The sequence below is a fragment of the Pseudomonas sp. B14-6 genome (genome assembly GCF_013260315.1).
Classification (GTDB): domain Bacteria; phylum Pseudomonadota; class Gammaproteobacteria; order Pseudomonadales; family Pseudomonadaceae; genus Aquipseudomonas; species Aquipseudomonas mandelii.
Window position 1 is genome coordinate 5,967,421 of the sequence record NZ_CP053929.1, and the last position, 21,435, is coordinate 5,988,855.

24 protein-coding genes and 2 pseudogenes are annotated in these 21,435 nt (G+C 59.1%); 25 read left to right on the plus strand and 1 reads right to left on the minus strand.

Going from position 1 to position 21,435, the window contains the following annotated elements:
• Positions 1 to 132 precede the first annotated feature (132 nt).
• From HP062_RS27170 to recX, 25 genes and pseudogenes are all read left to right on the plus strand, one after another.
• Positions 133 to 867, plus strand: coding sequence for an XRE family transcriptional regulator (locus HP062_RS27170; RefSeq protein WP_077748338.1), 735 nt, complete (start codon positions 133 to 135; stop codon positions 865 to 867).
• Positions 868 to 1,363: 496 nt separating this feature from the next.
• Entirely contained in the window at positions 1,364 to 1,711 is a 348-nt protein-coding gene (locus tag HP062_RS27175) for a phage holin family protein (protein ID WP_010462762.1), read from the plus strand.
• Between the two features lie 131 nt (positions 1,712 to 1,842).
• Positions 1,843 to 2,427, plus strand: a complete 585-nt coding sequence (locus tag HP062_RS27180) for a hypothetical protein (RefSeq protein ID WP_172792334.1) — start codon at positions 1,843 to 1,845, stop codon at positions 2,425 to 2,427.
• Positions 2,424 to 2,606 (plus strand): DUF2635 domain-containing protein, encoded by a 183-nt coding sequence (locus tag HP062_RS27185; protein WP_010462758.1) that lies wholly within the window; start codon positions 2,424 to 2,426, stop codon positions 2,604 to 2,606. Before HP062_RS27180 ends, HP062_RS27185 begins: the two co-directional genes overlap by 4 nt.
• Positions 2,606 to 4,102 (plus strand): phage tail sheath subtilisin-like domain-containing protein, encoded by a 1,497-nt coding sequence (locus HP062_RS27190; protein ID WP_010462756.1) that lies wholly within the window; start codon positions 2,606 to 2,608, stop codon positions 4,100 to 4,102. The genes HP062_RS27185 and HP062_RS27190 overlap by 1 nt, the downstream gene beginning before the upstream one ends.
• 80 nt (positions 4,103 to 4,182) lie before the next feature.
• The gene (locus HP062_RS27195) at positions 4,183 to 4,530 is read left to right on the plus strand and encodes a phage tail tube protein (RefSeq protein WP_109628232.1); all 348 of its coding nucleotides are present in this window, start codon (positions 4,183 to 4,185) and stop codon (positions 4,528 to 4,530) included.
• Positions 4,527 to 4,823: a phage tail assembly protein gene (locus HP062_RS27200; RefSeq protein ID WP_172792335.1), complete on the plus strand. Its 297-nt coding sequence runs from the start codon at positions 4,527 to 4,529 to the stop codon at positions 4,821 to 4,823. Before HP062_RS27195 ends, HP062_RS27200 begins: the two co-directional genes overlap by 4 nt.
• 184 nt (positions 4,824 to 5,007) lie before the next feature.
• The gene (locus tag HP062_RS27205) at positions 5,008 to 6,831 is read left to right on the plus strand and encodes a hypothetical protein (protein WP_256666019.1); all 1,824 of its coding nucleotides are present in this window, start codon (positions 5,008 to 5,010) and stop codon (positions 6,829 to 6,831) included.
• Entirely contained in the window at positions 6,818 to 8,053 is a 1,236-nt protein-coding gene (locus tag HP062_RS27210; protein ID WP_172792337.1) for a DNA circularization protein, read from the plus strand. The genes HP062_RS27205 and HP062_RS27210 overlap by 14 nt, the downstream gene beginning before the upstream one ends.
• A 2-nt stretch (positions 8,054 to 8,055) precedes the next feature.
• Entirely contained in the window at positions 8,056 to 9,099 is a 1,044-nt protein-coding gene (locus HP062_RS27215; protein WP_010462746.1) for a phage baseplate assembly protein, read from the plus strand.
• Between the two features lie 74 nt (positions 9,100 to 9,173).
• A complete protein-coding gene (locus HP062_RS27220) occupies positions 9,174 to 9,683 on the plus strand; it encodes a phage baseplate assembly protein V (protein WP_010462745.1) in 510 nt (169 codons plus the stop codon).
• On the plus strand, positions 9,683 to 10,081 hold the full coding sequence (locus tag HP062_RS27225; RefSeq protein WP_172792338.1) for a phage GP46 family protein: 399 nt from the start codon (positions 9,683 to 9,685) through the stop codon (positions 10,079 to 10,081). The genes HP062_RS27220 and HP062_RS27225 overlap by 1 nt, the downstream gene beginning before the upstream one ends.
• Positions 10,071 to 11,096 (plus strand): annotated as a pseudogene (locus HP062_RS27230) (baseplate J/gp47 family protein); the annotation flags it as partial. The gene HP062_RS27225 and the pseudogene HP062_RS27230, both read left to right, overlap by 11 nt.
• A 4-nt stretch (positions 11,097 to 11,100) precedes the next feature.
• On the plus strand, positions 11,101 to 11,700 hold the full coding sequence (locus HP062_RS27235; protein ID WP_010462739.1) for a YmfQ family protein: 600 nt from the start codon (positions 11,101 to 11,103) through the stop codon (positions 11,698 to 11,700).
• Positions 11,701 to 11,711: 11 nt separating this feature from the next.
• Positions 11,712 to 12,863 (plus strand): hypothetical protein, encoded by a 1,152-nt coding sequence (locus HP062_RS27240; protein ID WP_010462737.1) that lies wholly within the window; start codon positions 11,712 to 11,714, stop codon positions 12,861 to 12,863.
• Positions 12,860 to 13,375 carry a phage tail protein gene (locus tag HP062_RS27245; RefSeq protein WP_145307551.1) on the plus strand — a complete coding sequence of 172 codons (516 nt, stop codon included), beginning with the start codon at positions 12,860 to 12,862 and terminating at the stop codon, positions 13,373 to 13,375. The genes HP062_RS27240 and HP062_RS27245 overlap by 4 nt, the downstream gene beginning before the upstream one ends.
• A 125-nt stretch (positions 13,376 to 13,500) precedes the next feature.
• Entirely contained in the window at positions 13,501 to 14,595 is a 1,095-nt protein-coding gene (locus tag HP062_RS27250) for a phage tail protein (protein WP_145307549.1), read from the plus strand.
• Positions 14,596 to 14,602: 7 nt separating this feature from the next.
• Positions 14,603 to 15,162, plus strand: a pseudogene (locus tag HP062_RS27255) (tail fiber assembly protein).
• A 39-nt stretch (positions 15,163 to 15,201) separates the two neighbouring features.
• Positions 15,202 to 16,413, plus strand: coding sequence for a carbohydrate-binding protein CenC (locus HP062_RS27260; RefSeq protein ID WP_145307545.1), 1,212 nt, complete (start codon positions 15,202 to 15,204; stop codon positions 16,411 to 16,413).
• A gap of 11 nt (positions 16,414 to 16,424) precedes the next feature.
• Positions 16,425 to 16,829: a phage tail assembly chaperone gene (locus HP062_RS27265; RefSeq protein ID WP_172792339.1), complete on the plus strand. Its 405-nt coding sequence runs from the start codon at positions 16,425 to 16,427 to the stop codon at positions 16,827 to 16,829.
• A 3-nt stretch (positions 16,830 to 16,832) separates the two neighbouring features.
• Positions 16,833 to 17,396, plus strand: a complete 564-nt coding sequence (locus HP062_RS27270) for a glycoside hydrolase family 19 protein (protein ID WP_172792340.1) — start codon at positions 16,833 to 16,835, stop codon at positions 17,394 to 17,396.
• Positions 17,378 to 17,914, plus strand: coding sequence for a lysis system i-spanin subunit Rz (locus tag HP062_RS27275; protein WP_172792341.1), 537 nt, complete (start codon positions 17,378 to 17,380; stop codon positions 17,912 to 17,914). The genes HP062_RS27270 and HP062_RS27275 overlap by 19 nt, the downstream gene beginning before the upstream one ends.
• Positions 17,915 to 17,994: 80 nt before the next feature.
• Entirely contained in the window at positions 17,995 to 18,495 is a 501-nt protein-coding gene (locus HP062_RS27280; protein ID WP_010462721.1) for a CinA family protein, read from the plus strand.
• 83 nt (positions 18,496 to 18,578) lie between these two features.
• A complete protein-coding gene (recA, locus tag HP062_RS27285; RefSeq protein ID WP_007907270.1) occupies positions 18,579 to 19,631 on the plus strand; it encodes a recombinase RecA in 1,053 nt (350 codons plus the stop codon).
• A gap of 8 nt (positions 19,632 to 19,639) precedes the next feature.
• A complete protein-coding gene (gene recX, locus HP062_RS27290) occupies positions 19,640 to 20,107 on the plus strand; it encodes a recombination regulator RecX (RefSeq protein WP_010462714.1) in 468 nt (155 codons plus the stop codon).
• A 56-nt stretch (positions 20,108 to 20,163) separates the two neighbouring features.
• Here recX and HP062_RS27295 read toward each other — a convergent pair whose 3' ends face one another.
• Positions 20,164 to 21,282, minus strand: a complete 1,119-nt coding sequence (locus tag HP062_RS27295) for a TIGR00730 family Rossman fold protein (protein WP_083374902.1) — start codon at positions 21,280 to 21,282, stop codon at positions 20,164 to 20,166.
• Positions 21,283 to 21,435 lie beyond the last annotated feature (153 nt).

A 21,435-nucleotide genomic window follows, 5' to 3' on the forward strand; every position in this document is an offset into this window, starting at 1 on the left:
TGGGCGCAAGGTTAACATGAGCGGTCTGCCGGACGCAGGCATGAAAGCCCTGCCGCACATTTCCAATGTTTATGCATGATTTATGCGAATCAGCATTTGTCTTCCGAAAAAAGTTCAAGCACTATGCCCGTTATGCAAAAACGCAATGTTTCTACCGTCTTAAGAGCGCTGCTCGATCAGCACGGGATCTCCCCCACGGAGCTTCACCGTCGCACCGGCGTGCCTCAATCCACTCTCTCGCGAATCCTCAGCGGGAAGATCGTCGACCCTTCGGATAAACACATTTCGAAGATCGCCGAGTACTTCGCTGTGAGCACCGATCAGTTGCGCGGGCGCGCGGATGTCGCTGCCATCGCCAATACCGGGCGCGATCAATTGCATTCCGAACTCAAGGACATAAGTCTGTGGGACGACGACACGCCCGTCGATGATGACGAGGTGTCGGTCCCCTTTCTTCGCGAGGTTGAATTGGCTGCTGGATCAGGAAGATTCGTCATCGAAGAAAGCGAGCGCTCTAGCCTGCGCTTCGGCAAGCGCAGCTTGCGCCATAACGGTGTGCAATTCGATCAGGCCAAATGCGTGACGGTGCGCGGCAACAGTATGCTGCCGGTGCTGCGCGATGGCGCCACCGTTGGCGTGAATGCGGGCAAGTGCGGGATTGGCGACATCATTGATGGCGACTTGTATGCCATCAATCACAATGGCCAATTGCGGGTGAAACAGCTTTATCGCTTGCCGACCGGTATTCGCCTGCGCAGCTTCAATCGGGATGAACACCCGGACGAGGACTACACTTTTCAGGAAGTCCAGGAAGAGCAAATCGTCATCCTCGGTCACGTCTTCTGGTGGGGCATGTACGCCCGTTAACCTCACCGCCCTGCAATAAAACCCGCCACCGAGCGGGTTTTTTTTCGCCTGCCACAAACCGTCAGCGCCTTTGTTTGCAGGGCTTTCATGCGCCAGTGCATTTATAGTGCATAAATAAATGCATTTTCGCATTGACTGTATATGCATCCATGCATATTCTTTGTCTCAAGCCGCTCAACAAAGCAGCTCGAAACGAAGCTCTTTAGTTCCACCACAAAAGGCAGCGATGAACCGGCCTCAACGGTTCAGAGGGTTGGCAACTGACCCGGGTGTGCAGCGTAAAGCACCAGAAGCAGTTATCCGGCGGGCAGGGACCGCGGTCGGAAAAACAATCTGTATGGACTCGTACCGCGCCAGTAGCGCCGAAAAGTCAGCAGGACCGCATTACTGAAAAGCCCGGAACGCTCCGGGCTTTTTGGAATGCCTACCTATCGTTAGGCACCTCAAGAGACACCGTTTGAAAAAAACACACATCAATCACCCCGGGAGGCGTGACATGACAAACGAGCAACAAGCGTTGCTGGACATGCCGATCTGGCTTGTCATCGTCCTCGCCCTGGTGGGCGGGGTGTCCGGCGAAATGTGGCGCGCCGACAAGGACGGTGCCCGCGGCTGGTCACTGCTTCGGCGTTTGGCCTTGCGCTCCGGGGCCTGCGTGATCTGCGGGGTCTCGGCCATCATGCTGCTGTATGCCGCCGGCGTGTCGATCTGGGCCGCTTGCGCATTTGGCTGCCTGACGGCGATGGCCGGGGCGGACGTGGCCATTGGTCTCTATGAGCGCTGGGCAGCCAAGCGGATTGGCGTTTGCGAAGTGCCGCCGCGCGATTCTCGCCAGGATCACTGAAACCCAAGACCAATGGATTGGCGAGCAGCGGTGCCGACCGGCATCCGACCCTCAAGGACGCGGGTTTCCCATGGCCAGTACCTTTGAATCAAACCCGCCCTCAGCGGGTTTTTAATGCCCGGTGAAAACCCATGAAAATCACTCCACTGATTTCGCAACTGCGTGATCACTGCCCAACCCTCGCCAATCGCGTGGCCGCCGGCATCGACCTCACCACACTGCAAGCCGACAACCCACTGCAAACCCCTTGCGCCTACGTCGTACCGATCGCCGATCTGGCGAGCAAAAGCGTGGCGCAGAACCTGAACCTGCAACCGATCCGCGACAACTTTGAAGTGACCCTGGTGCTCGACACCACGGACGCTACAAAAGCGCTGGATCTGATGCACGACCTGCGGGCCGAGCTGTGGCGTGCGCTGGTGGGTTTCAAGCCCGGCAGCGACTACCAGGCCATCGCGTATGACGGTGGCGAACTGGTTTCCATTAACAGCAGCCGTGCGCTGTATCGCCTGCGCTTTTTTACCGAGTTCCAGCTCGGCCGCAATCTGCCTGGTCAGCCTGCGGAGAGCTGGCACGAACGTGAACTGGACGGCTTGTCGTCCTTTACCGGGGTCACGGTGCGGATCGATGCGATCGATCCGGCGGACCCCAATCTGAAACGCCCGGGGCCCGATGGGCGCTTGGAACTGACTTTCTCTGGAGACGTAACCCCATGAGCAAACGCATCACCGTGCTGCCGGCCCCAGGCCGTGCCGTGCCCGACCCGGAAGCGGGCGATCTGTTGCCCCTCGAGGGCCGTGAAGTGCCGGACAACGCCTGGTGGCGTCGACGTCTGGCTGATGGCGATATCACTACCAAAGCCGTGAAAGCGGCAAAACCACAGGGAGCCCAATAATGGCGATCGGATTCAGCAACATCCCCGCGGACATTCGTGTTCCGCTGTTCTACGCCGAGATGGATAACTCGACGGCCAATAGCGCATCCTCGGCCATGCGCCGTCTGATCGTCGCCCAGGTCAACGACAACATTGCGCCGGCCGACGTCGGCAAGCTGGTGCTGGTGTCCAGCGTGGCGCTGGCCAAAAGCATCGGTGGCCAAGGCTCGATGCTGGCCTCTATGTACGAGACGTTTCGCAAGACCGATCCGGTCGGCGAGATCTGGTGTCTGCCGCTGCACAACACAGAAGGCAGCATTGCCAAAGGCGTGCTGACCCTGACTGGCGCGGCCACCCAAAGCGGTGTGCTCAACCTCTATGTGGGTGGCGTTCGCGTTCAAGCGGCCATCGTCAACGGCGCGACGGCGACTCAAGCGGCAACGACGCTGGCGCTGAAAATCAACGCAGCTGCCGATCTGCCGGTCACCGCCGCCGCGGCTGAAGGTGTCGTGACCCTGAGTGCCAAGTGGACCGGCGACAGCGGCAACGACATCAGCCTGCAATTCAATCGCCTGGGCAAGAGCAATGGCGAAGAAACGCCGGCCGGCCTGACCTCGGCAATCACCGCCATGACCGGCGGCGCCGGGGTCCCGGATCAGGTTGGAGCCGTGGCAGCGCTGGGCGATGAGCCGTTCGAGTTCATCTGCATGCCGTGGTCGGACCTGTCGACCCTCAACACCTGGCAAGCCGTCATGGATGACAGCACCGGTCGTTGGTCCTGGGCCAAGCAATTGTTCGGTCACGTCTACAGCGCCAAGCGCGGCACTATCGGAACACTGGTTGCCGCTGGTCAGGCGCGTAACGATCAGCACATGACCATTCAGGCGCTGGAACCGGGCGTACCGCAACCGTTCTGGGTTCAGGCCGCTGCACTGGCTGCACGCACGTCGGTGTTCATCTCCGCCGATGCCAGTCGTCCGACTCAAAGCGGTAGCCTGCCAGGTCTCGATCCGGCTCCGGCGAGCGAACGTTTTACCCTGACTGAGCGTCAGTCGCTGCTGAACTACGGCATCGCCACTGCCTACTACGAAGGCGGCTACGTGCGCATTCAGCGCTCGATCACCACCTACCAGAAGAATGCCTACGGCCAAGCCGACAATTCCTACCTGGACAGCGAAACCATGCACCAGTCGGCGTTCATTGTGCGGCGCCTGCAAAGCGTGATTACCAGCAAGTACGGTCGCCACAAACTGGCTTCCGACGGCACCCGTTTCGGCGCCGGCCAGCCGATTGTGACCCCGAGCACTATTCGCGGTGAGCTGATTGCCCAGTACGCCAAGCTCGAACTGGAAGGCCACGTCGAAAACGCCGAGCTGTTCGCCCAGCACCTGATCGTCGAGCGCGACGTGCAGGACCCGAGCCGGGTCAACGTGCTGTTCCCGCCGGATTACATCAACGGCTTGCGCGTGTTCGCGCTGCTCAACCAATTCCGTCTGCAGTACGACGACGCGGCGTGATCGCTGCCGTTCTCTGACTGTAAAGACTGTGTGATTTCAGCCCACCGCGCGTGGGCTTTTTATTTGAAGGGAGAAACACCATGGGTCAACTGATTGCAGGCACCTGCTACGTCAAAGTGGACGGCGCTCAACTGACCATCAACGGCGGCTGCGAAGCGCCTCTGATGGCGGTGAAACGGGAAACCGTCGTACCCGGCTTCTACAAGGAAACCGATATCGCACCGTCGTTTAAAGTCACAGCGCTGCACACCGCGGACTTCCCGCTCAAACAGCTGGTAGCCGGTTCCGACATGACCGTCACCTGCGAGTTCAGCAACGGCAAAGTCTACGTGCTGGCCGGTGCCTATCTGGTTGAAGAGCCAGCCTCCAAGGGCGATGACGCCACCATCGAACTGAAATTCGAAGGCATCAAGGGGACCTGGCAATGAGCGGCGCCGTGAAGCTTCAGGTTGCGATCGAAGCTCACGGCGAGCCCTTGACCGAACTCAACCTGCGCCGTCCGACGGTGCAGGAAGTTCGAGCGATAAAGGCGCTGCCGTACAAGATCGACAAGAGCGAAGAAGTGAGCCTGGACATGGACGTCGCGGCCAAATACATCGCGATCTGCGCCGGCATCCCGCCGTCGTCGGTCAACCAGTTGGACCTGGCTGACCTCAACGCGCTGAGCTGGGCCGTCGCCAGTTTTTTCATGAGTGCGGCGTCGGCGCCATCACCGACCTGATCGCAGTCGCCTATGACCTGGCCTGGTTCTGGAAGGTTGACCCCGAACAGATGATGGCCAGGCCACTGGATGTGCTCCGCGAATCGCTGGAGCACGCGCAACGGATCAATGCGATGCAGCAGGTGCAGTGATGGCGAATACACAGATAAACATGAGCCAGACGAATATCCAGGCCACGGTGAACATGATCGTGGTGATGCAGGGCGCCAAGAAACTGGACGCCGAGCTGAAGGGCATTCGTGGCAAGGTCGCATCGTTTAAAAAGAGCATGGAGGACAGCGGTCTCAAGCCGCTGGATCTCTCTGGATTTATCTCCGGCGGCGGTTTGCTGAAGCCGTTTCAGGACAGCATCAAAAAAGCGATCGCGTTTCAGGATGAGTTGGCGAAAAAGGCCAGCAGTCTCAAAGGGGTCAAAGTCCCCAAAGTCGGCCTCGGGGAAACGTCCGCCAACCTCGCCAAATTCAACAAGGCGCTGGATGACATTTCGTTGAAAGTCGGCCAGGCATTGCTCCCGGCCCTCAACAGCATCGTCACTGCGCTCGCGCCGGTAATGACCTCTATCGGCGAGTTTGTGGCGGCCAACCCTTATCTGGTGGAAGGATTGGCCGCCGCCGCGGTGGCTTTCACCGTTGTCACGGTGGCAGCGATGGGCCTGGCCACGGTGATGGGCATTTTGACCTCGCCGATTGGCTTGATTGCCGCTGCTGTCGCGGCGGTCGTCGCGGTCCTCGTTATCGGCGCCCGATTGATAATGGACAACTGGCAGCCGATTTCAGGATTTTTCACCGGGCTCTGGCAAGGCATTTCAAGTGAGTCCGACGCTGCGATTACCCGGGTCAAGGCACTGTTCGACTGGAAGCCGGGTGAAGTTGTGAAGAAATATTGGAATGAAGCGGGCGACTATATGTCCGGCGCCATAGACAGGGGTGGCGCCTTCACCCGCAAGTCACTGGATGAGGTGAAGTCTGCCTTCTTCGAAGCCGGTATCAGCGTCACCACCACGGTTGCCGGATGGCTGGGCACAATCAAACCCTACTTTGACTGGTCGCCAAAAGAGCAGGTCGACAAGGCGATTGGGGCGGTCGTTCGTATTTACAACGATGTCGGTAACAACTTGATCAACACAGTTGCCGGATGGCTGGACACACTCAAATCGTACTTCGACTGGTCGCCAAAAGGGCAAATCGACAAGGCGATGAGCGCGGTCGTCGGCGTCTATACCGATGTCTTTGACGGCATTACCGCTCGTGTCGTTGCGGGGCTGGAAACCCTCAAGTCAGTGTTCACCTGGTCGCCCAAGGCGCTCATCGAAGAAACCTGGCAACCGGTGGCGGGTGTTTTCGCTGCGCTATGGGACGTCATCTGGGCACTGAGCGCGCCGGTGGCGGACCGTCTCAAAGGTTTGTTCGATTGGTCGGCGCAGGAACGGGTCCGCGTTTGCTGGGAAGGCGTGGAAGGTTTTTTTGCCGGTTTGTGGGAATCCTTGACTGGCCCGCTACAGACAGTAAAAGACCTGTTCCAGTCGCTATTCGGTTGGTCGCCCAAGGACCAGTTCACAGCAAACTGGGAACCCCTTTTGGGTTGGTTCAGGGATTTGTCGGCGAAACTACAGGCTGTGATAGGGCCAATCAGAGCGCTGCTGGATGGCAACCTTTCCGGTTTTGTCGCGACAATCACCGGCAACGTTGACAGTGTCACCGAGCAGAGTGGCAAGCCAGGTGCTGACGGCGAAAATGGCCTGGCGCCTTCGTTCTTCCGCAAGAACACGCCGGCCCCGCAAGCGACTTCAGTGTCGTCCGGCAATCTCCCCCAACACTCCAGCGCCCTGATCCAGCAAACCGCTACCAACAACCGCACGCAACTCGAAGGCGGCCTGACCGTGCGCTTCGAAAATGCGCCGGCGGGCATGCGCACCGATCAACCACAAACCAATCAACCGGCGCTGGCGCTCACTTCGCGCATCGGCTACCGCTCACTTTCACTTGGAGGTTCCAATGAGCTGGCGTGATCGTTTGATGCCGGCGTCCTTTCGGGGTGTCGGATTCTGGGTTGATCAGGCGAAATCCCCGGTCGGCCAAAAAGGCCAGTTGCACGAGTATCCGCAGCGAGACCTGCCGTACTTCGAAGGCCTTGGCCAACAGGCGAAGATTCACGATCTGATGGCGTTCATCGTCGGCCCCGATTGCCTGGAGCAGCGCGACAAGTTGCTCAAGGCGCTGGAGCAGGGCAGTGGCGAGCTGGTCCATCCGTGGCTCGGACGGCTACAGGTCAAGGTCGGCGAATGCGACATGACTCACACCCGCCAGGACGGCGGGTTGGTGACGTTTGCCCTGAAGTTCTACCCGGATGTGCCGGTGCCGTTTCCGGTCGCGGCGATCAGTACACAGAAACTGTTGCTGGCGTCCGCGGACACTTTCCTGGGCTCGGCGGTGGCGCGCTTCGAAGATGCCATGAGCCTGATCCAGGCGGCGCGGATCGGCATTGCCGACCTGCGCAACAGCATCAAGGACATCTACGGGGTGATCCAGCAACAGCTGCAACCGTTGATCGACCAATACCGCCAGATCAGCGACCTGGTCAAAGCCGTGAAGGAATTGCCCAAGGAAGTAGCGGCGGAGTTCAAGGCGTTGCTCGGCGACATCAAGGAGCTCAAGGACTTCGCTCGTGAGGGGTATCGTGGCGTGATTGCCAACGTCTCCCAGCAGGTCGAAGCGATCCGCAAGGCCGATGCACCGAAGCTGACTACCGGCAAAGACACCATGGCCGCGGCTCAGGCACTGACCAACCTGGTGCAGGATGCCTTGGTGGTGCAGGCCGCCAAATGGGTGGCCTTGTTGCCGATTGCGACGTTGCCGGTGAAGGTTTCTCCGTCACCGCTGGATCTGCAGGTAGAGCAGCCGGTCACCCGCCCGGAGGTGCCGGTGATTGATGATGTGCAAAGGGCGCTCAAGGAAATTGAAGAGGCGATCAAACTGGTCGAGGACAAGGCCAATCCTGCGCACTATCAGGCCGCGGCTGATCTGCGCCAGAAGCTGAAAGCGCACCTCAAGGCCGTTGCATCGTCTGGCATCAGGCTGGTGAGCAAGTCTTTTCAGGACAGCCTGCCGGCGCTGGTTGCGATCTACAGACAGGTGGCTGACGCCACTCGGGTCCTGGAAGTGACTCAGCGCAACGGCATTGTCCACCCAGGCTTTCTCCCGCCGCGCGAACTCAAGATCTCCGGGGAGTAGCCATGAACGAGCAGGATAACCGCGTCACGCTGACCGTCGACAATCTGGAATACGGCGGGTGGAAAAGCGTAGAAATCACGGCGGACCTGGAGCGTCAGTTCCGCACCTTCAAACTCGACATCACCTGGCAATGGCCGGGGCAGACCGAGGTGCGCCGGATTCAGCCCGGCGCACCCTGCGAAGTGCGCATCGGCAGTGATCTGGTGCTGACTGGTTATGTGTTCAAGGCCCCCATCAGCTATGACGGGCAACGCATCAGCCTGAGCATTGAAGGCAGCTCAAAGACCCAGGACCTGGTGGATTGTGCCGCGACCAATAAACCCAACCAGTGGCACCAGCAATCGCTGCTGCGAATCGTGCAAGACCTGGTCTCGACCTACGGCGGTTATGTCGTCAGTGAAATCCCGGAAACGGCTCGGCGAGACAGTCACACCATTGTGCCCGGCGAGACGGTTTTCCAGTCCATCGACCGATTGCTGTCGTTGTTCCGAGTGTTTTCCACCGATGATGCGCAAGGCCGGGTCGTGCTCGCTCGGCCGGGCAGCGGTGGGCGTGCCAGTGAAGCGCTGGAGTTGGGCAAGAACATTCTCTCGGCCAACGCGCCGACGGACTACAGCCAGGTGTTTTCCGAATACCGGGTGATTGGCCAGCAGAAGGGTGACGACAAGAAAAGCGGGGCGGCGGTCAGCGAGGTCGAGGCGGTTTCCACGGACCTTGGCTTCAAGCGACGGCGAACCACGGTGATCAATGAAGGCATGCAGATCACCCCAGAACTGGCCCTGCAAAGGGCCAATTGGGAAAGCGCCACCCGTATGGGCAAGGCCTTGACCACGACCTATCAAGTGCAAGGCTGGCGGCAAGCGAACGGCGATTTGTGGCGACATAACACACTGGTGCGGGTCAAGGATCCGGTGCTGGAAGTGGATGGCGACATGCTGATTTCCAAGGTCACTTACTCGCTTTCGCAGCAGGGCTCAATCACAACCCTGCAAGTCGCGCCACCTCACACGTTCGACGCCAACCCCGCGCCGCCCAAGAAAGCCTGAACTTGGCGCCGGATCTTCCGTGCGGCCCATTCTGTGAATGATCGCGTTCGGCCCGATTATCCGAAGGAAACCCAATGAGCCTACTGACACGCCTCCTGGCGCGCGGCACCGTCGTGCTCGCCAACTCGGCCACCAAGCTTCAATCGCTGCAAATGCGCCTCACCGCCGGCGAAGTGAACGACGACATGGAGCACTTTGAACCCTACGGTTTCACCAGCAACCCGCTGGCCGGCGCCGAAGGTATCGCCACGTTTCTGGGCGGTGACCGTTCCCACGCCATCGTGTTGGTGGTCGCCGACCGTCGCTATCGCCTCAAGGCCCTGGCCCAGGGCGAAGTGGCGATCTACACCGACGAGGGCGACAAGATCCACTTCAAGCGCGGGCGGGTCATCGACATCGAAACCGCGACCCTGAACATCCGCGCCAGTACCGCCGTAAACATCGACACGCCGGTGATCAATCAGACGGGCAAGGTCGTCTCCACTGGCGATCAGATTGCCGGCGGCATCAGCCAGATCAAGCACGTGCACGTCGGCGTGCAGGCGGGCAATGGCCAGACCGGTGTACCGGCAGGAGGGCAGTGATGTTCATCAGTCAGAACCTCCACGCCGCGCTGACCCGTTCAGTGCTGATCAGCCTGTTCACCTGGCGCCGCGCCGCCGATGACGATGCCCTCGATGACGAAGAACGTTTCGGCTGGTGGGGCGACACCTTTCCGACAGTGGCGGACGACCGGATCGGCTCGCGGCTGTGGCTGCTGCGCCGGGTCAAGTTGACCCGCCAGACCCAGATGGACGCCGAGTTCTATGCCCGTGAAGCCTTGCAATGGCTGCTCGATGACGGCCATTGCAGCGCCATCGACATCATCAGCGAACGCCTCGACGCCCAGCGCCTGAGCCTGCGCACGGTCCTGACCCTGGCCGACGGCGAGCGCCTGGACATCAATCCTGATAACAGTTGGCAGGTGATTTATGCCGTTTGAAACTCCTTCGCTGCCGGTGCTGATCAAACGCGCCCAAAGCGACCTGGCCAGCGATTCGCTGCGCCAGTCCGATGCGCAAGTGCTGGCCCGAACCCTCGGCGGCGCGGCTTATGGTCTGTATGGCTACCTTGACTGGATTGCCGAGCAGATTCTGCCAGACAAAGCCGATGAGTCGACGCTGGAACGGATCGCCGCATTGCGCCTGAACCAGCCACGTAAAGCGGCGCAAGCGGCGACGGGCAGTGTCAGTTTTACCGCCAGCGCCGGTGCTGTGCTGGACGTCGACACGTTGCTGCAATCGAGCGACGGTCGCACGTATAAAGTCACCGCTTCACGCACCACCAGCAATGGCCTCAACAGCACGACCATCGCAGCGCTCGACGCTGGCAGCCTGGGCAATGCCGACGCCGGCCTGACGCTGATTCCGGTGCAGCCGATTCTGGGCATTGTCGGCAGCAGCTTCACTGTTGAGGCTCCGGGATTGATCGGTGGTGTCGCGCAGGAAAGTCTGGAGTCCCTGCGGTCCAGGGTGATCAGTTCCTATCGCATCATCCCCCATGGTGGTTCGGCGCAAGATTACGAAACCTGGGCGCTGGAATTTCCCGGGGTCACCCGTGCCTGGTGCCGCGGCAGTTACCTGGGCCCAGGCACCGTTGGCTTGTTCATCATGCGCGATGACGATCCACAACCGTTGCCCACCCCCGTGCAACTGGCTGAAGTCCAGGCCTACATCGAACCGCTGCGCCCGGTTACCGCCGAGTTGCACGTGTTGCCACCGGTACAAAAGCCAGTCACCTATCAACTGAGTCTGACGCCCGATACCAGCGCTGTCCGCGCCGCTGTCGAGGCGCAACTGCGCGATCTGCACAACCGCGAAGCCGGCCTGGGTGACACCTTGCTGATCAGCCACATCCGTGAAGCGATCAGCAGCGCCACGGGTGAAAGCGATCATGTACTGGCCAGTCCGTCAGCCAATGTGCAAGCCGCCGTCAACCAGTTGCTGACCTTCGGGGGTGCGTATGGCAGTGATCAGAACCGCCGCGCAGTACCAGGCGCAACTGCGCAGTTTGCTGCCCAGCGGCCCGGCCTGGGATCCCGAACGAGTGCCGGAACTCGAGGAGGTCCTCGAAGGCGTGTCTCAGGAACTGGCTCGCCTTGACGCTCGCGCCGCCGACCTGCTCAACGAGATGGACCCGGCAGGCGTCAGCGAACTGGTGCCGGACTGGGAGCGAGTGATGAACCTGCCCGACCCGTGTCTTGGCGCCACGCCGCTGTTCGACGACCGACGACTTGCCGTGCGCCGCCGACTGCTCGCGGTCGGCAGTCAGGCCGTCAGCTACTACATCGAGATCGCCCGCACTCAAGGCTACCCGAACGCGACCATCACCGAACACGAAGCCCCGCGGATGGGGCGCGCACGATTCGGTGCGGCGCATTTTGGCACATGGCAGGTGCAGTTCATGTGGACGCTCAACACTGGCGGGCGTTTGTTGCTCGGTCGACGTTTCGGTGCCAGTTACTGGGGCGAACGCTTCGGCATGAACCCGGGCTCTGCCCTGGAATGTCTGATCCACCGCAGTGCCCCGGCGCATACCAAGGTGCACATCAATTATGACTAGGAAGTAGAGAGATGGATTTTCCAACGAAAGTGCCCAGCGCCGGGTTGGTGGACGGCAAGTTTATCGATGAGAACCCGATGACCGGGACGCCGGGGTCACTGATTCCGGCAAGCTGGGGCAATGGGGTGACGCAGGAAATTGTGAACGTGATTAAGGCCGGAGATTTGACACCGGACGAGACGAAGTATGACCAATTGCTGCAAGCCATTCAGAGCGTTTCGGCCAAGGGCTGGAATCTCGATTCAGCGTTGCCGATTGGCTCGCTGCCGACACCCACTGTGGCTACAGCTGACGGGCGTCTGTCGGTGACTCCGATGGCGGTGTCTACCAGCGGCGGGAAAGTGTCAATTCCGGCCGGGGTGTTGGTCAGCCTGGGCCAGGAAGTGGTGGCGGGGCAGTTGGGACGGTTACGCACGTTTACCACCCAGGCCTGGAGCAGTGCGGAGATGTTGCCGAATGCCTGGTATTTCTTGAGGGCTCAGGTGGTGGGGGGTGTGCTCAAGTTCTATACCCAGCGCGGCAGTCTGTATGACCTTGCCCCCGCTTCCTTGAAAGGCACGCCAGATGGGGCGGGGGGAGGCGGTTTTCAATCGACTCCGCTGGACATGTGTCTCGCCTGGATCATTAGCAGCACACCTGGATCGGTGCCGTCAGTGTTCCCTATTTACAACCGTTCGCGACTCACTTGGACACAAACCGTAAATGGCACAGGCGCCATTTATCTACCTCTCGATCCCCATGCGCGTTCGGCACGCCTGATCGTCGGTAACCCGACGCCCTCGTCGACGGATATCTCCGGTGTAGCTTTTGCGCTGTCGGGTTGGGTGGGTGGCAACTACTGCTTTCTCTCACCGGCGCTGACGACCAGCTCCAACCATGACGGCGGTTGGACAACACCGCTGCCGTGTACGATTTTCACCAATAACTTTGTCAACGATGTAACGGTTACCACCCTGACCGCCAGTTTTGACCATTCGCAATTACGCTCGTTGTGGCAGTCCTACCAGGCGGAACACACATTGGGTTCGACCAGTGCCGTCAGCGATGAACTGTTGTTCAGCATGGGCATCAAGAACCATCCCGTGACTGACTATGTTTCGGGTATCGCGGTCAATTTCAGTGCCGCTGTCAATATCAGTTTTTCCTGGGAGCTGATTCGATGAACGTTATTCAAGAGCTTCATCAATTCGAGGACGGACTTCGTCCCCCACAACCTTCTGTTGCGCACGCATGGGATGGAGAAAAGTGGGTGCCGGATGCTTCGAAAGTCGCGCTAATGGAACAGCTGAACATCGAACGCCTGTGCGCCGGAGTTGATGCGGCGGCGGACTATGCGCGCAATGCTCTGGCCGGTGATCCGCTCAAGGCCATGGAATACGCACAAGCCGCTGCCGAGGCTCAGGCTTACATAGACGAAGGCTATCCGAAAAAAGCGGTGCCCCTCTCGGTGTCTGCCTGGGTCGTCAAAGGACGTACCGCCAGGCAGGCGGTAGATCAGATCATTGCCAAGGCAGCTCGATTCAAGGAGGGGCTGCTGACACTTCGAACCCTTCGTTTGAAAGCGAAAGAACAAATCAAAGTTCATATCGCCAAGGGTAAAACCGATCTCGCCAATCAAGTCAGTGAAGACGCGATTGCCGCAATACGTGCTGTGGCGAACGACCTCGCTGGCTAATCCATTCGAAATATCCGCTGTACCCAACGCCCACCCTTCCGTGGGTGTTTTTGTTTTTTTTCAAACATGACCTGCATTGCCGTTGTGCCATGGCCATGCAGGACTTTATTACAGGGAGCAGAACGATGGATTATCCAAAAAGCATCCCCAGTGTCGGATTGGTGGCCGGCCGGTTTGTCGATGAAAACCCGGTGGCCGGTACGCCGGGATCTTTGATTCCGGCGGTGTGGGGCAACGCAGTTACGCAAGAGATTCTGGGTGTTGTGGCCGGGGCCGGAATGGCCGCGTCGGAAGCGGACAACGGTCAGTTGCTCAAGGCGATCCAGGCGATTATCGGCGTGACCAGTCCGATGCGCTCGGTGGTCACCCGACTGGCTGCATCGAAAATGCTGGTGCCAGAAGAACTTGGTCTGGTGTTGATTGACGCCAGCTCCGGAGCCGCCACTATCACGCTTGCGCCGGCCAACGTTGCCATGGGCGTTCGCGACGTCATTGTGCGACGCGTGGACAACAGCGGCAACCGACTGGTTATCCAGGCTGCCGGCACTGATCGCATCAGATTTCACACCCATTTATCTGCGACCGGTTACACGTTCCTGGTGTTGATGGGTGGCGGCGACTGGTGGCATTTGCGCAGCGATGGCGCCGGTAGTTGGTGGCCTGTGGGGCGGTTTGACAATACCCCTTTGGGTCGACCGTTTTTCGAAACCACCACGTTGCTCAGCCCCGGTGGCTATGGGGCGCTCAACGGTACGGTCATGAACCGTGCGCAATGGCCTTGGTTGTGGGATCACGCCCAACAATCGGGAATGCTTGGCTCCGAGGCTGCGCGAGTGGGCAACGAAGGCAAGTGGACCAGTGGTGATGGTGCGTTGACGTTTCGTGGTCCTGAAAACCGCGGGGAGTTCTTGAGGGTTCTGGACGAAGGACGTGGCGTTGATACGGATCGGGCCATGGGTGCCTTCCAGCGCGGCTCGATCCATTCCTATGCACAAGGGGCTAACGGTGGCGGTGCGGTGGGTTCGCGATGGTCCGATAGCCTGGCCGCATTTGGCGCAGATACCCGTGAGGAAATTCAGTATGTATCGGGGTTAAGCAACGGTGGTCCTATCTACCCTGCGGGCACCTCTTACCAAATGGATGCTGCCAATACCTTGCTTTTCGCCTTCAAATCCCGCCCTCGCAACATCGCCTATCCCGGCCGCATCAAACTTATCTGAGGTGTCCATGTTTAATTATCTGATTGATAACTCGGGGCCTTGTCCGGGCCTGTCGAGTTTTTTGTGACGCCGGGTATCGGCATTCAACTTCCTGGTAATGCCGTGGAGCTTTCATTTGAATTACCTCCGGCGGAACAAGGCCGTAGCTGGGCGCTGGTCAATGATGTTCCGCGCGAAGTGATTGACCGGCGTGGCGTGGTTTATTGCAAAGAAGGTGGAGCCCGGCAGGTCTGGAATGAACTCGGGGAGTTGCCCGACACCTTTACTACTGCTCCGTGGCCGGGAGAGTTTTATATCTGGCGCGATAACACCTGGGAGTTGGACGAACAGGCGCGGTTGGCAGATTTGAGGAATCAGTTGCTGGCCAAGCGCGACGCACTGCTTGGTGACGCGGTCTTGCGCATAGCCCCTCTTCAATATGCCGAAGATATGGGTGACGCCACTCATGATGAGCAACTGGCATTGATGGAGTGGAAGCTCTACAGCGTTGAGTTGAATCGTCTTGAACGGCAAGCAACCTTTCCAGCTGAGATTGACTGGCCGCAACTTCCAGGTTCGACCGAGTGACCCCAACAGCCTCTATGCCCTACAACCAGAGTAGATAAGATGGACTATCCAAAAAGCGTAACCAGCGCGGGGCTGGTCAACGGCCAATTTGTCGATGAAAACCCGGTCGCCGGAACCCCCGGTTCCCTGATTCCTGCCACTTGGGGCAATGCCGTCACCCAGGAAATCGTCAACACCATCACAGCTGCCGGACTGATGCCTTCCGAAAATCAAACGGATCAGTTGAGCCTGGCCATTAAGGAGTTGGCGAAACTCGACCCGCAACAGAATTTTCCTGTACAGGTTTATCGCAAAAACCTGCTGATTAATGGCAACTTCGATATCTGGCAGCGCGGGACAGCCAACTTGGGACCTTACACCGGGGCCTATATTGCTGACCGTTTTCGTTGCGACTGGAACGGGAGCGCCGGGGTGAATATTTCCAGGCAGAATTTTGCACTGGGTCAGACCGAGGTCCCCAATGAACCCCGTTACTTTATGCGTTGGCAGCAAATCACCGCGGGAGTTGGCGCCAGCGTACATAAGATCTCCCAGGCTATCGAATCGGTCAGGACCTTGGCGGGAAGAGCCGCGACGTTGACGTTCTGGGCCAAGGCCGACACGGCGCGTCAAATCAATGTGACGATCGCACAGTATTTCGGTGCGGGCGGTAGCGTGGATACGGTGACGCCGGTGGGCAGCTTTCAACTCAAGACTTCGTGGTCCCGATACAGTGCAACGATTCAAGTTCCGTCCTTGGCGGGTAAGTCATTAGGAAGTAGTGGTAATGACTTTCTGCGGCTGTCCTTCGACCTGCCTATGAATGTTTTGCAAGTCATTGACCTGGCGCAGGTTCAGTTGGAAGAGGGGCGAGTGTCAACGCCGTTCGAGCTCCGTAGCCCGGGCGATGAGTTGATGATGTGCCAGCGTTATTACGAAAAAACCTACAGTCAGGATGTGCCGCCGGGCACCGTGACAGGTCCCTACGGTGCACTGATATCCACAGTGAAACAGGGGCAAACAGGGTTCGCCTCACAGCCCTTGGCTCAGTGGACTTTCAAGGTTGAAAAGAGAGGTACTCCAAGTCTCAGTTTGTATACCACCACGTCAAAGGGAGTTGCTGGGCAATGGCGTTCGGGAAGTGACGATATGTCATCGGCTAATGCGCGGGCGCTTGGGGTTTCGACTCGCGGCGTCTGGGTGGATAACTCCGATATCGGGTTGATCGCTCAGTCGTACTACATCCACGTCACCGCCGACGCCGAACTTTAAGGAGGTTTCATATGAGCTATCAACTTACTCAAGATCCGGACACTGTCATCCGTCTGCCTGACGGGGCAACCGTTCCCCTTCATCACCGTTTCTGGGATGAATATCAGCAATGGTTGGCGAGCGGTGGTGTGCCGTTGCCTGTGATTCTGGACGGTGCTTCAGAAGCGAAACCCGAACCAGAGACTGTTGCTCGAGCCTGGCGGGATCAAGCGTTGGCCGCCAGCCAATGGCTGGTCGACCGTGATCGCGATCAGCAAGCGGCGGGCACTCCGATGACCTTGAACAGCGATCAATATCATGAACTGCTGGATTACCGGCAGGATCTGCGTGACTGGCCCTCAACGGCCAACTTTCCAAAAGACTCCAGCAAACCCTTGGCGCCTGTCTGGTTAAAAACAACGGCCAATGGAACATGACCCATGTCTCTCACTTCAGCTCAGTTACGACAAATATTTCCTAACGCCCGCTCCCAAGCGGGCGTTTTCATTTCTGCCCTTAACAGCGCCATGATCCATCGAAGTATCAATACGGCGAAACGCATCGCTGCGTTCCTCGCACAAGTCGGCCATGAATCCGGGCAGTTGCAGTACGTGCGTGAATTGGGCAACAGCCAATACTTGAGCCAATACGACACCGGCACTCTGGCCTTGCGTTTGGGCAACACGCTGGAAGCCGACGGTGACGGGCAGAAATACCGCGGTCGGGGCCTGATCCAGATTACCGGGCACTACAACTATCGCCAGTGCAGCCTCGGCCTGTTTGGCGATGAACGTTTGCTGTCGCTGCCTGAACTGTTGGAACAACCCCAATGGGCCGCCGAATCAGCCGCGTGGTTCTGGGAGCAAAACGGCCTCAATGAACTGGCCGACCGCGATCAGTTCAACAGCATCACCCGCCGCATCAACGGTGGGCTTAACGGTCTGCAAGATCGTCTGCAGCTGTGGGCGCGGGCGAGGGCGGTGCTATGCCAGCCTTCGGTCTGATCCCGGTTTCTTACCGGGCAATCGGCCTTGTTGTGTTACTGGCAGTGCTGGCCGGCGGATCGGCGGCGCTGGCCTGGCACTTTCAGGATTGGCGCTATGGCCGGCAACTCGCGGAGCTGGCCAGGCTGCATGCCGAGGCACTGAATCAGCTGACGCTGGCCGCCGCCACGCAGCAACAGGCCGAGCAGGACAAGCGTCTGGCGCTGGAGCAGCGTCTGTCGGCCAGCGAACAAACCCATTACCGAGCGCTTAGCGATGCCCAACGTGATCAAGGTCGCCTGCGCGATCGTCTTGCCACTGCTGATGTGCGCTTGTCAGTCCTCCTCGATGCCAATGACGCTGCCTCAGGCTGTTCAATGTCAGCCACCTCCGGCGCCGGCGGCGTGGATCATGGAGCGGCGCGAGCCCGACTTGACCCGGCGCATGCTCAACGAATTATCGCCATCACCGATGCCGGCGACAGCGGACTGATTGCCTTGCAGGCTTGCCAGGCCTATGTCAGAGCCATCGCTCGATAACATTTTGACCGATCCTGTGCCTTGCAAGCGCAATCTGCTCGTGTACGGTAGTGCTCATTCCGCTCGCTCAGGAGATGACCGTGAAAGAAATCACTCAACTGGCCGCTGAACTTGGTAGGCGCTTGCAGGTTCTGAATGCCCACGTCGCCGCAGCCGAGTCGTGTACCGGCGGCGGGATCTCAGAGGCGATCACTCGCATTCCGGGGAGTTCGGCGTGGTTCGAGGCCGGTTATGTGACGTATTCCAACCGACAGAAAACCGAGCAGTTGAACGTGCCTCCCGAATTATTCGAAACGGTCGGCGCCGTCAGTCGCGAGGTGGTCGAGGCGATGGTTCGCGGCGCTCAGGAAAAAAGTCAGGCGCATTTTGCCGTGGCGGTCAGCGGTGTGGCCGGCCCCGATGGCGGTTCGCCGAACAAACCGGTCGGCACGGTCTGGCTGGCCTGGGGCGTCGGTGAGCAGGTGTTCAGCGAGGTGCAGCACTTCGCCGGTAACCGCGATGAGGTCCGCCGACAAACGGTTAAGGCCGCGCTAGAGGGGCTGCTGCGTCATGCCGCTGGAGAAATCTCAAATCAGGGGTAGGCGATCCTGAAACGCTGTGGAATAATACTGGCTACTTATACAGGTGTTGGCCGTCAGGCCTTATTGATTACGTGAGGACTTTAATGGACGACAACAAGAAGAAAGCCTTGGCTGCGGCCCTGGGTCAGATCGAACGTCAATTCGGCAAGGGTGCCGTAATGCGTATGGGCGATCAGGACCGTCAGGCGATCCCGGCTATCTCCACTGGCTCTCTGGGTCTGGACATCGCGCTCGGCATTGGCGGTCTGCCAAAAGGTCGTATCGTTGAAATCTACGGTCCTGAATCCTCCGGTAAAACCACGCTGACGCTGTCGGTGATCGCCCAGGCTCAAAAAGCCGGCGCGACCTGCGCATTCGTCGACGCCGAACACGCCCTCGACCCTGAGTACGCCGGCAAACTGGGCGTCAACGTCGACGACCTGCTGGTTTCCCAGCCGGACACCGGCGAGCAAGCCCTGGAAATCACCGACATGCTGGTGCGTTCCAACGCGGTTGACGTGATCATCGTCGACTCCGTGGCCGCGCTGGTTCCGAAGGCTGAAATCGAAGGCGAAATGGGTGACATGCACGTGGGCCTGCAAGCCCGTCTGATGTCCCAGGCGCTGCGTAAAATCACCGGTAACATCAAGAACGCCAACTGCCTGGTAATCTTCATCAACCAGATCCGTATGAAAATCGGCGTGATGTTCGGCAGCCCGGAAACCACCACCGGTGGTAACGCGTTGAAGTTCTACGCTTCGGTTCGTCTGGACATCCGTCGTACCGGCGCGGTGAAAGAAGGTGATGAAGTCGTCGGTAGCGAAACCCGCGTCAAAGTCGTGAAGAACAAGGTGGCTTCGCCGTTCCGTCAGGCCGAGTTCCAGATTCTTTACGGCAAGGGCATCTACCTCAACGGCGAGATGATCGACCTGGGCGTGCTGCACGGTTTCGTTGAGAAGTCCGGCGCCTGGTATGCCTATGAAGGCACCAAGATCGGTCAGGGCAAGGCCAACTCGGCCAAGTTCCTGGCAGACAATCCGGAAATTGCCGCCAAGCTCGAGAAGCAACTGCGTGACAAGTTGCTGACCCCGGCGCCGGACGTCAAAGCATCGCCAGTCAAAGAGACGGCTGATGACCTGGCTGACGCTGATATCTGATTGATCCGATGACCGCCGTACTCGATACACTCGTCGCAGTGCGGCGAACCGCCATGGACCTGCTCGCACGACGCGAGCACGGTCGAGTCGAGCTGACGCGTAAACTGCGTCAGCGCGGTGCTCTCCCTGAAATGATTGACACAGCACTCGACCGTTTGACGGAAGAGGGCCTGCTGTCCGAAGCCCGTTACCTCGAAAGCTTCGTTTCCTACCGTGCGCGCTCCGGCTACGGCCCTTTGCGTATTCGTGAAGAACTGAGTCAGCGCGGCCTGCAACGTAACGACATCGAACTCGCCTTGCGCGAGAGCGGTATCAATTGGCAGGAGCAACTGGAAGATACCTGGCGGCGCAAATTTGCCGGGCATCTGCCGATAGACGTTCGGGAACGTGCCAAGCAAGGGCGTTTCCTGAGTTATCGGGGATATTCCATGGAAATGATCGGCCGCTTGTTCAGCGGTCGGGGAATGGATGATTGAATAAAAACGGCCCGCTATTTCGATAGCGGGCCGTTTTTTTTTGCCTCGATTTTGCCTCACGTCACCTTGGACGGCTCTCGCGTGCGCTGTTGCGCCTGGGGTTTGGAGTCGGCCCAGTTTTCCGGCAGGTTGATATAGTCCACCAATTCCCGCAGGCGGCCATGATCCCTGGCGTTGAAGTTGAAGGCCAGTCGCGCCAGATGACTGAACTGCGCTTCATCGTGCTCCTCGCCGCTATAGGCGTGCTGATGAAAGTGATCGCTCAGGCACAGGTCGGCGAACGCTTCCTGCATGTGTTCGAGCGCCTGGTCGCTGAGCTTGTGGTTCATGCGGATCACGAACTGATGCTTGAGCCAGCGACTGGAGTGGAAGTTGCCGTAGAACTGATTGATCTGCTCTACCGCTTCTTCGGCGCTGTAGACCAGGCTCACGAGCTTCATGTCGGTGGGCAGGATGTAGCGATTTTCCTCCAGTTGATGATGAATAAAGTCCAGCGCGCCTTGCCAGAACTTGCCGCCCGGCGCATCCAGCAGCACTACCGGCACCAATGGGCTTTTGCCGGTCTGAATCAACGTCAACACCTCGAGTGCTTCATCCAGGGTGCCGAAACCACCTGGACACAGGACCAGCGCATCGGCTTCCTTGACGAAGAACAGTTTGCGGGTAAAAAAGAAGTGGAAGGGCAGCAGGTTGGCGGTGCCTTGAACCGTGGGGTTGGCATGCTGCTCGAAGGGCAGGGTGATATTGAACCCCAGGCTGTGTTCCAGACCGGCACCTTCATGGGCCGCCGCCATGATGCCGCCACCGGCACCGGTGATGACCATCAGGTCCGAGCGTGCCAGCGCCGCGCCGAGTTCCCGGGCCAGGCCATACAGCGGGTGTTCGATCGGTGTGCGCGCCGAGCCGAAAACCGTGACCTTGCGTCGCCCCCTGAACTGTTCGAGCACACGAAAGGCATGCTCCAGTTCGCGCAGGGTTTGCAGGGTGATCTTGGCGTTCCAGCGGTTGTGGTCTTCCTGGGCCATGCGCAGCACGGTCAGGATCATGTCGCGGTAAATCGGAGTGTTGGGGCTGTTGGGTGAAACCAGGTTGAGTTGCTCTTCGACCTTGCTGATGAGGTCGTGGCCGCTTTCTTCGAAATGACGGCTCAGGAGGTCATTCGGTTGGTAAGGCATTCAACTTCTCCTTCTGCACAGAACCCTTGGCACCGACAAAACAGTCGTCAGCGCCGCGACACTTCATGTGTCGCTGTCTGCCCAAGCCCATGCCTGGGCGCTCCACTCGACTCGGTTCGAGTCGTCCATACAGGCTCTGTTTTTCCCTTGGAT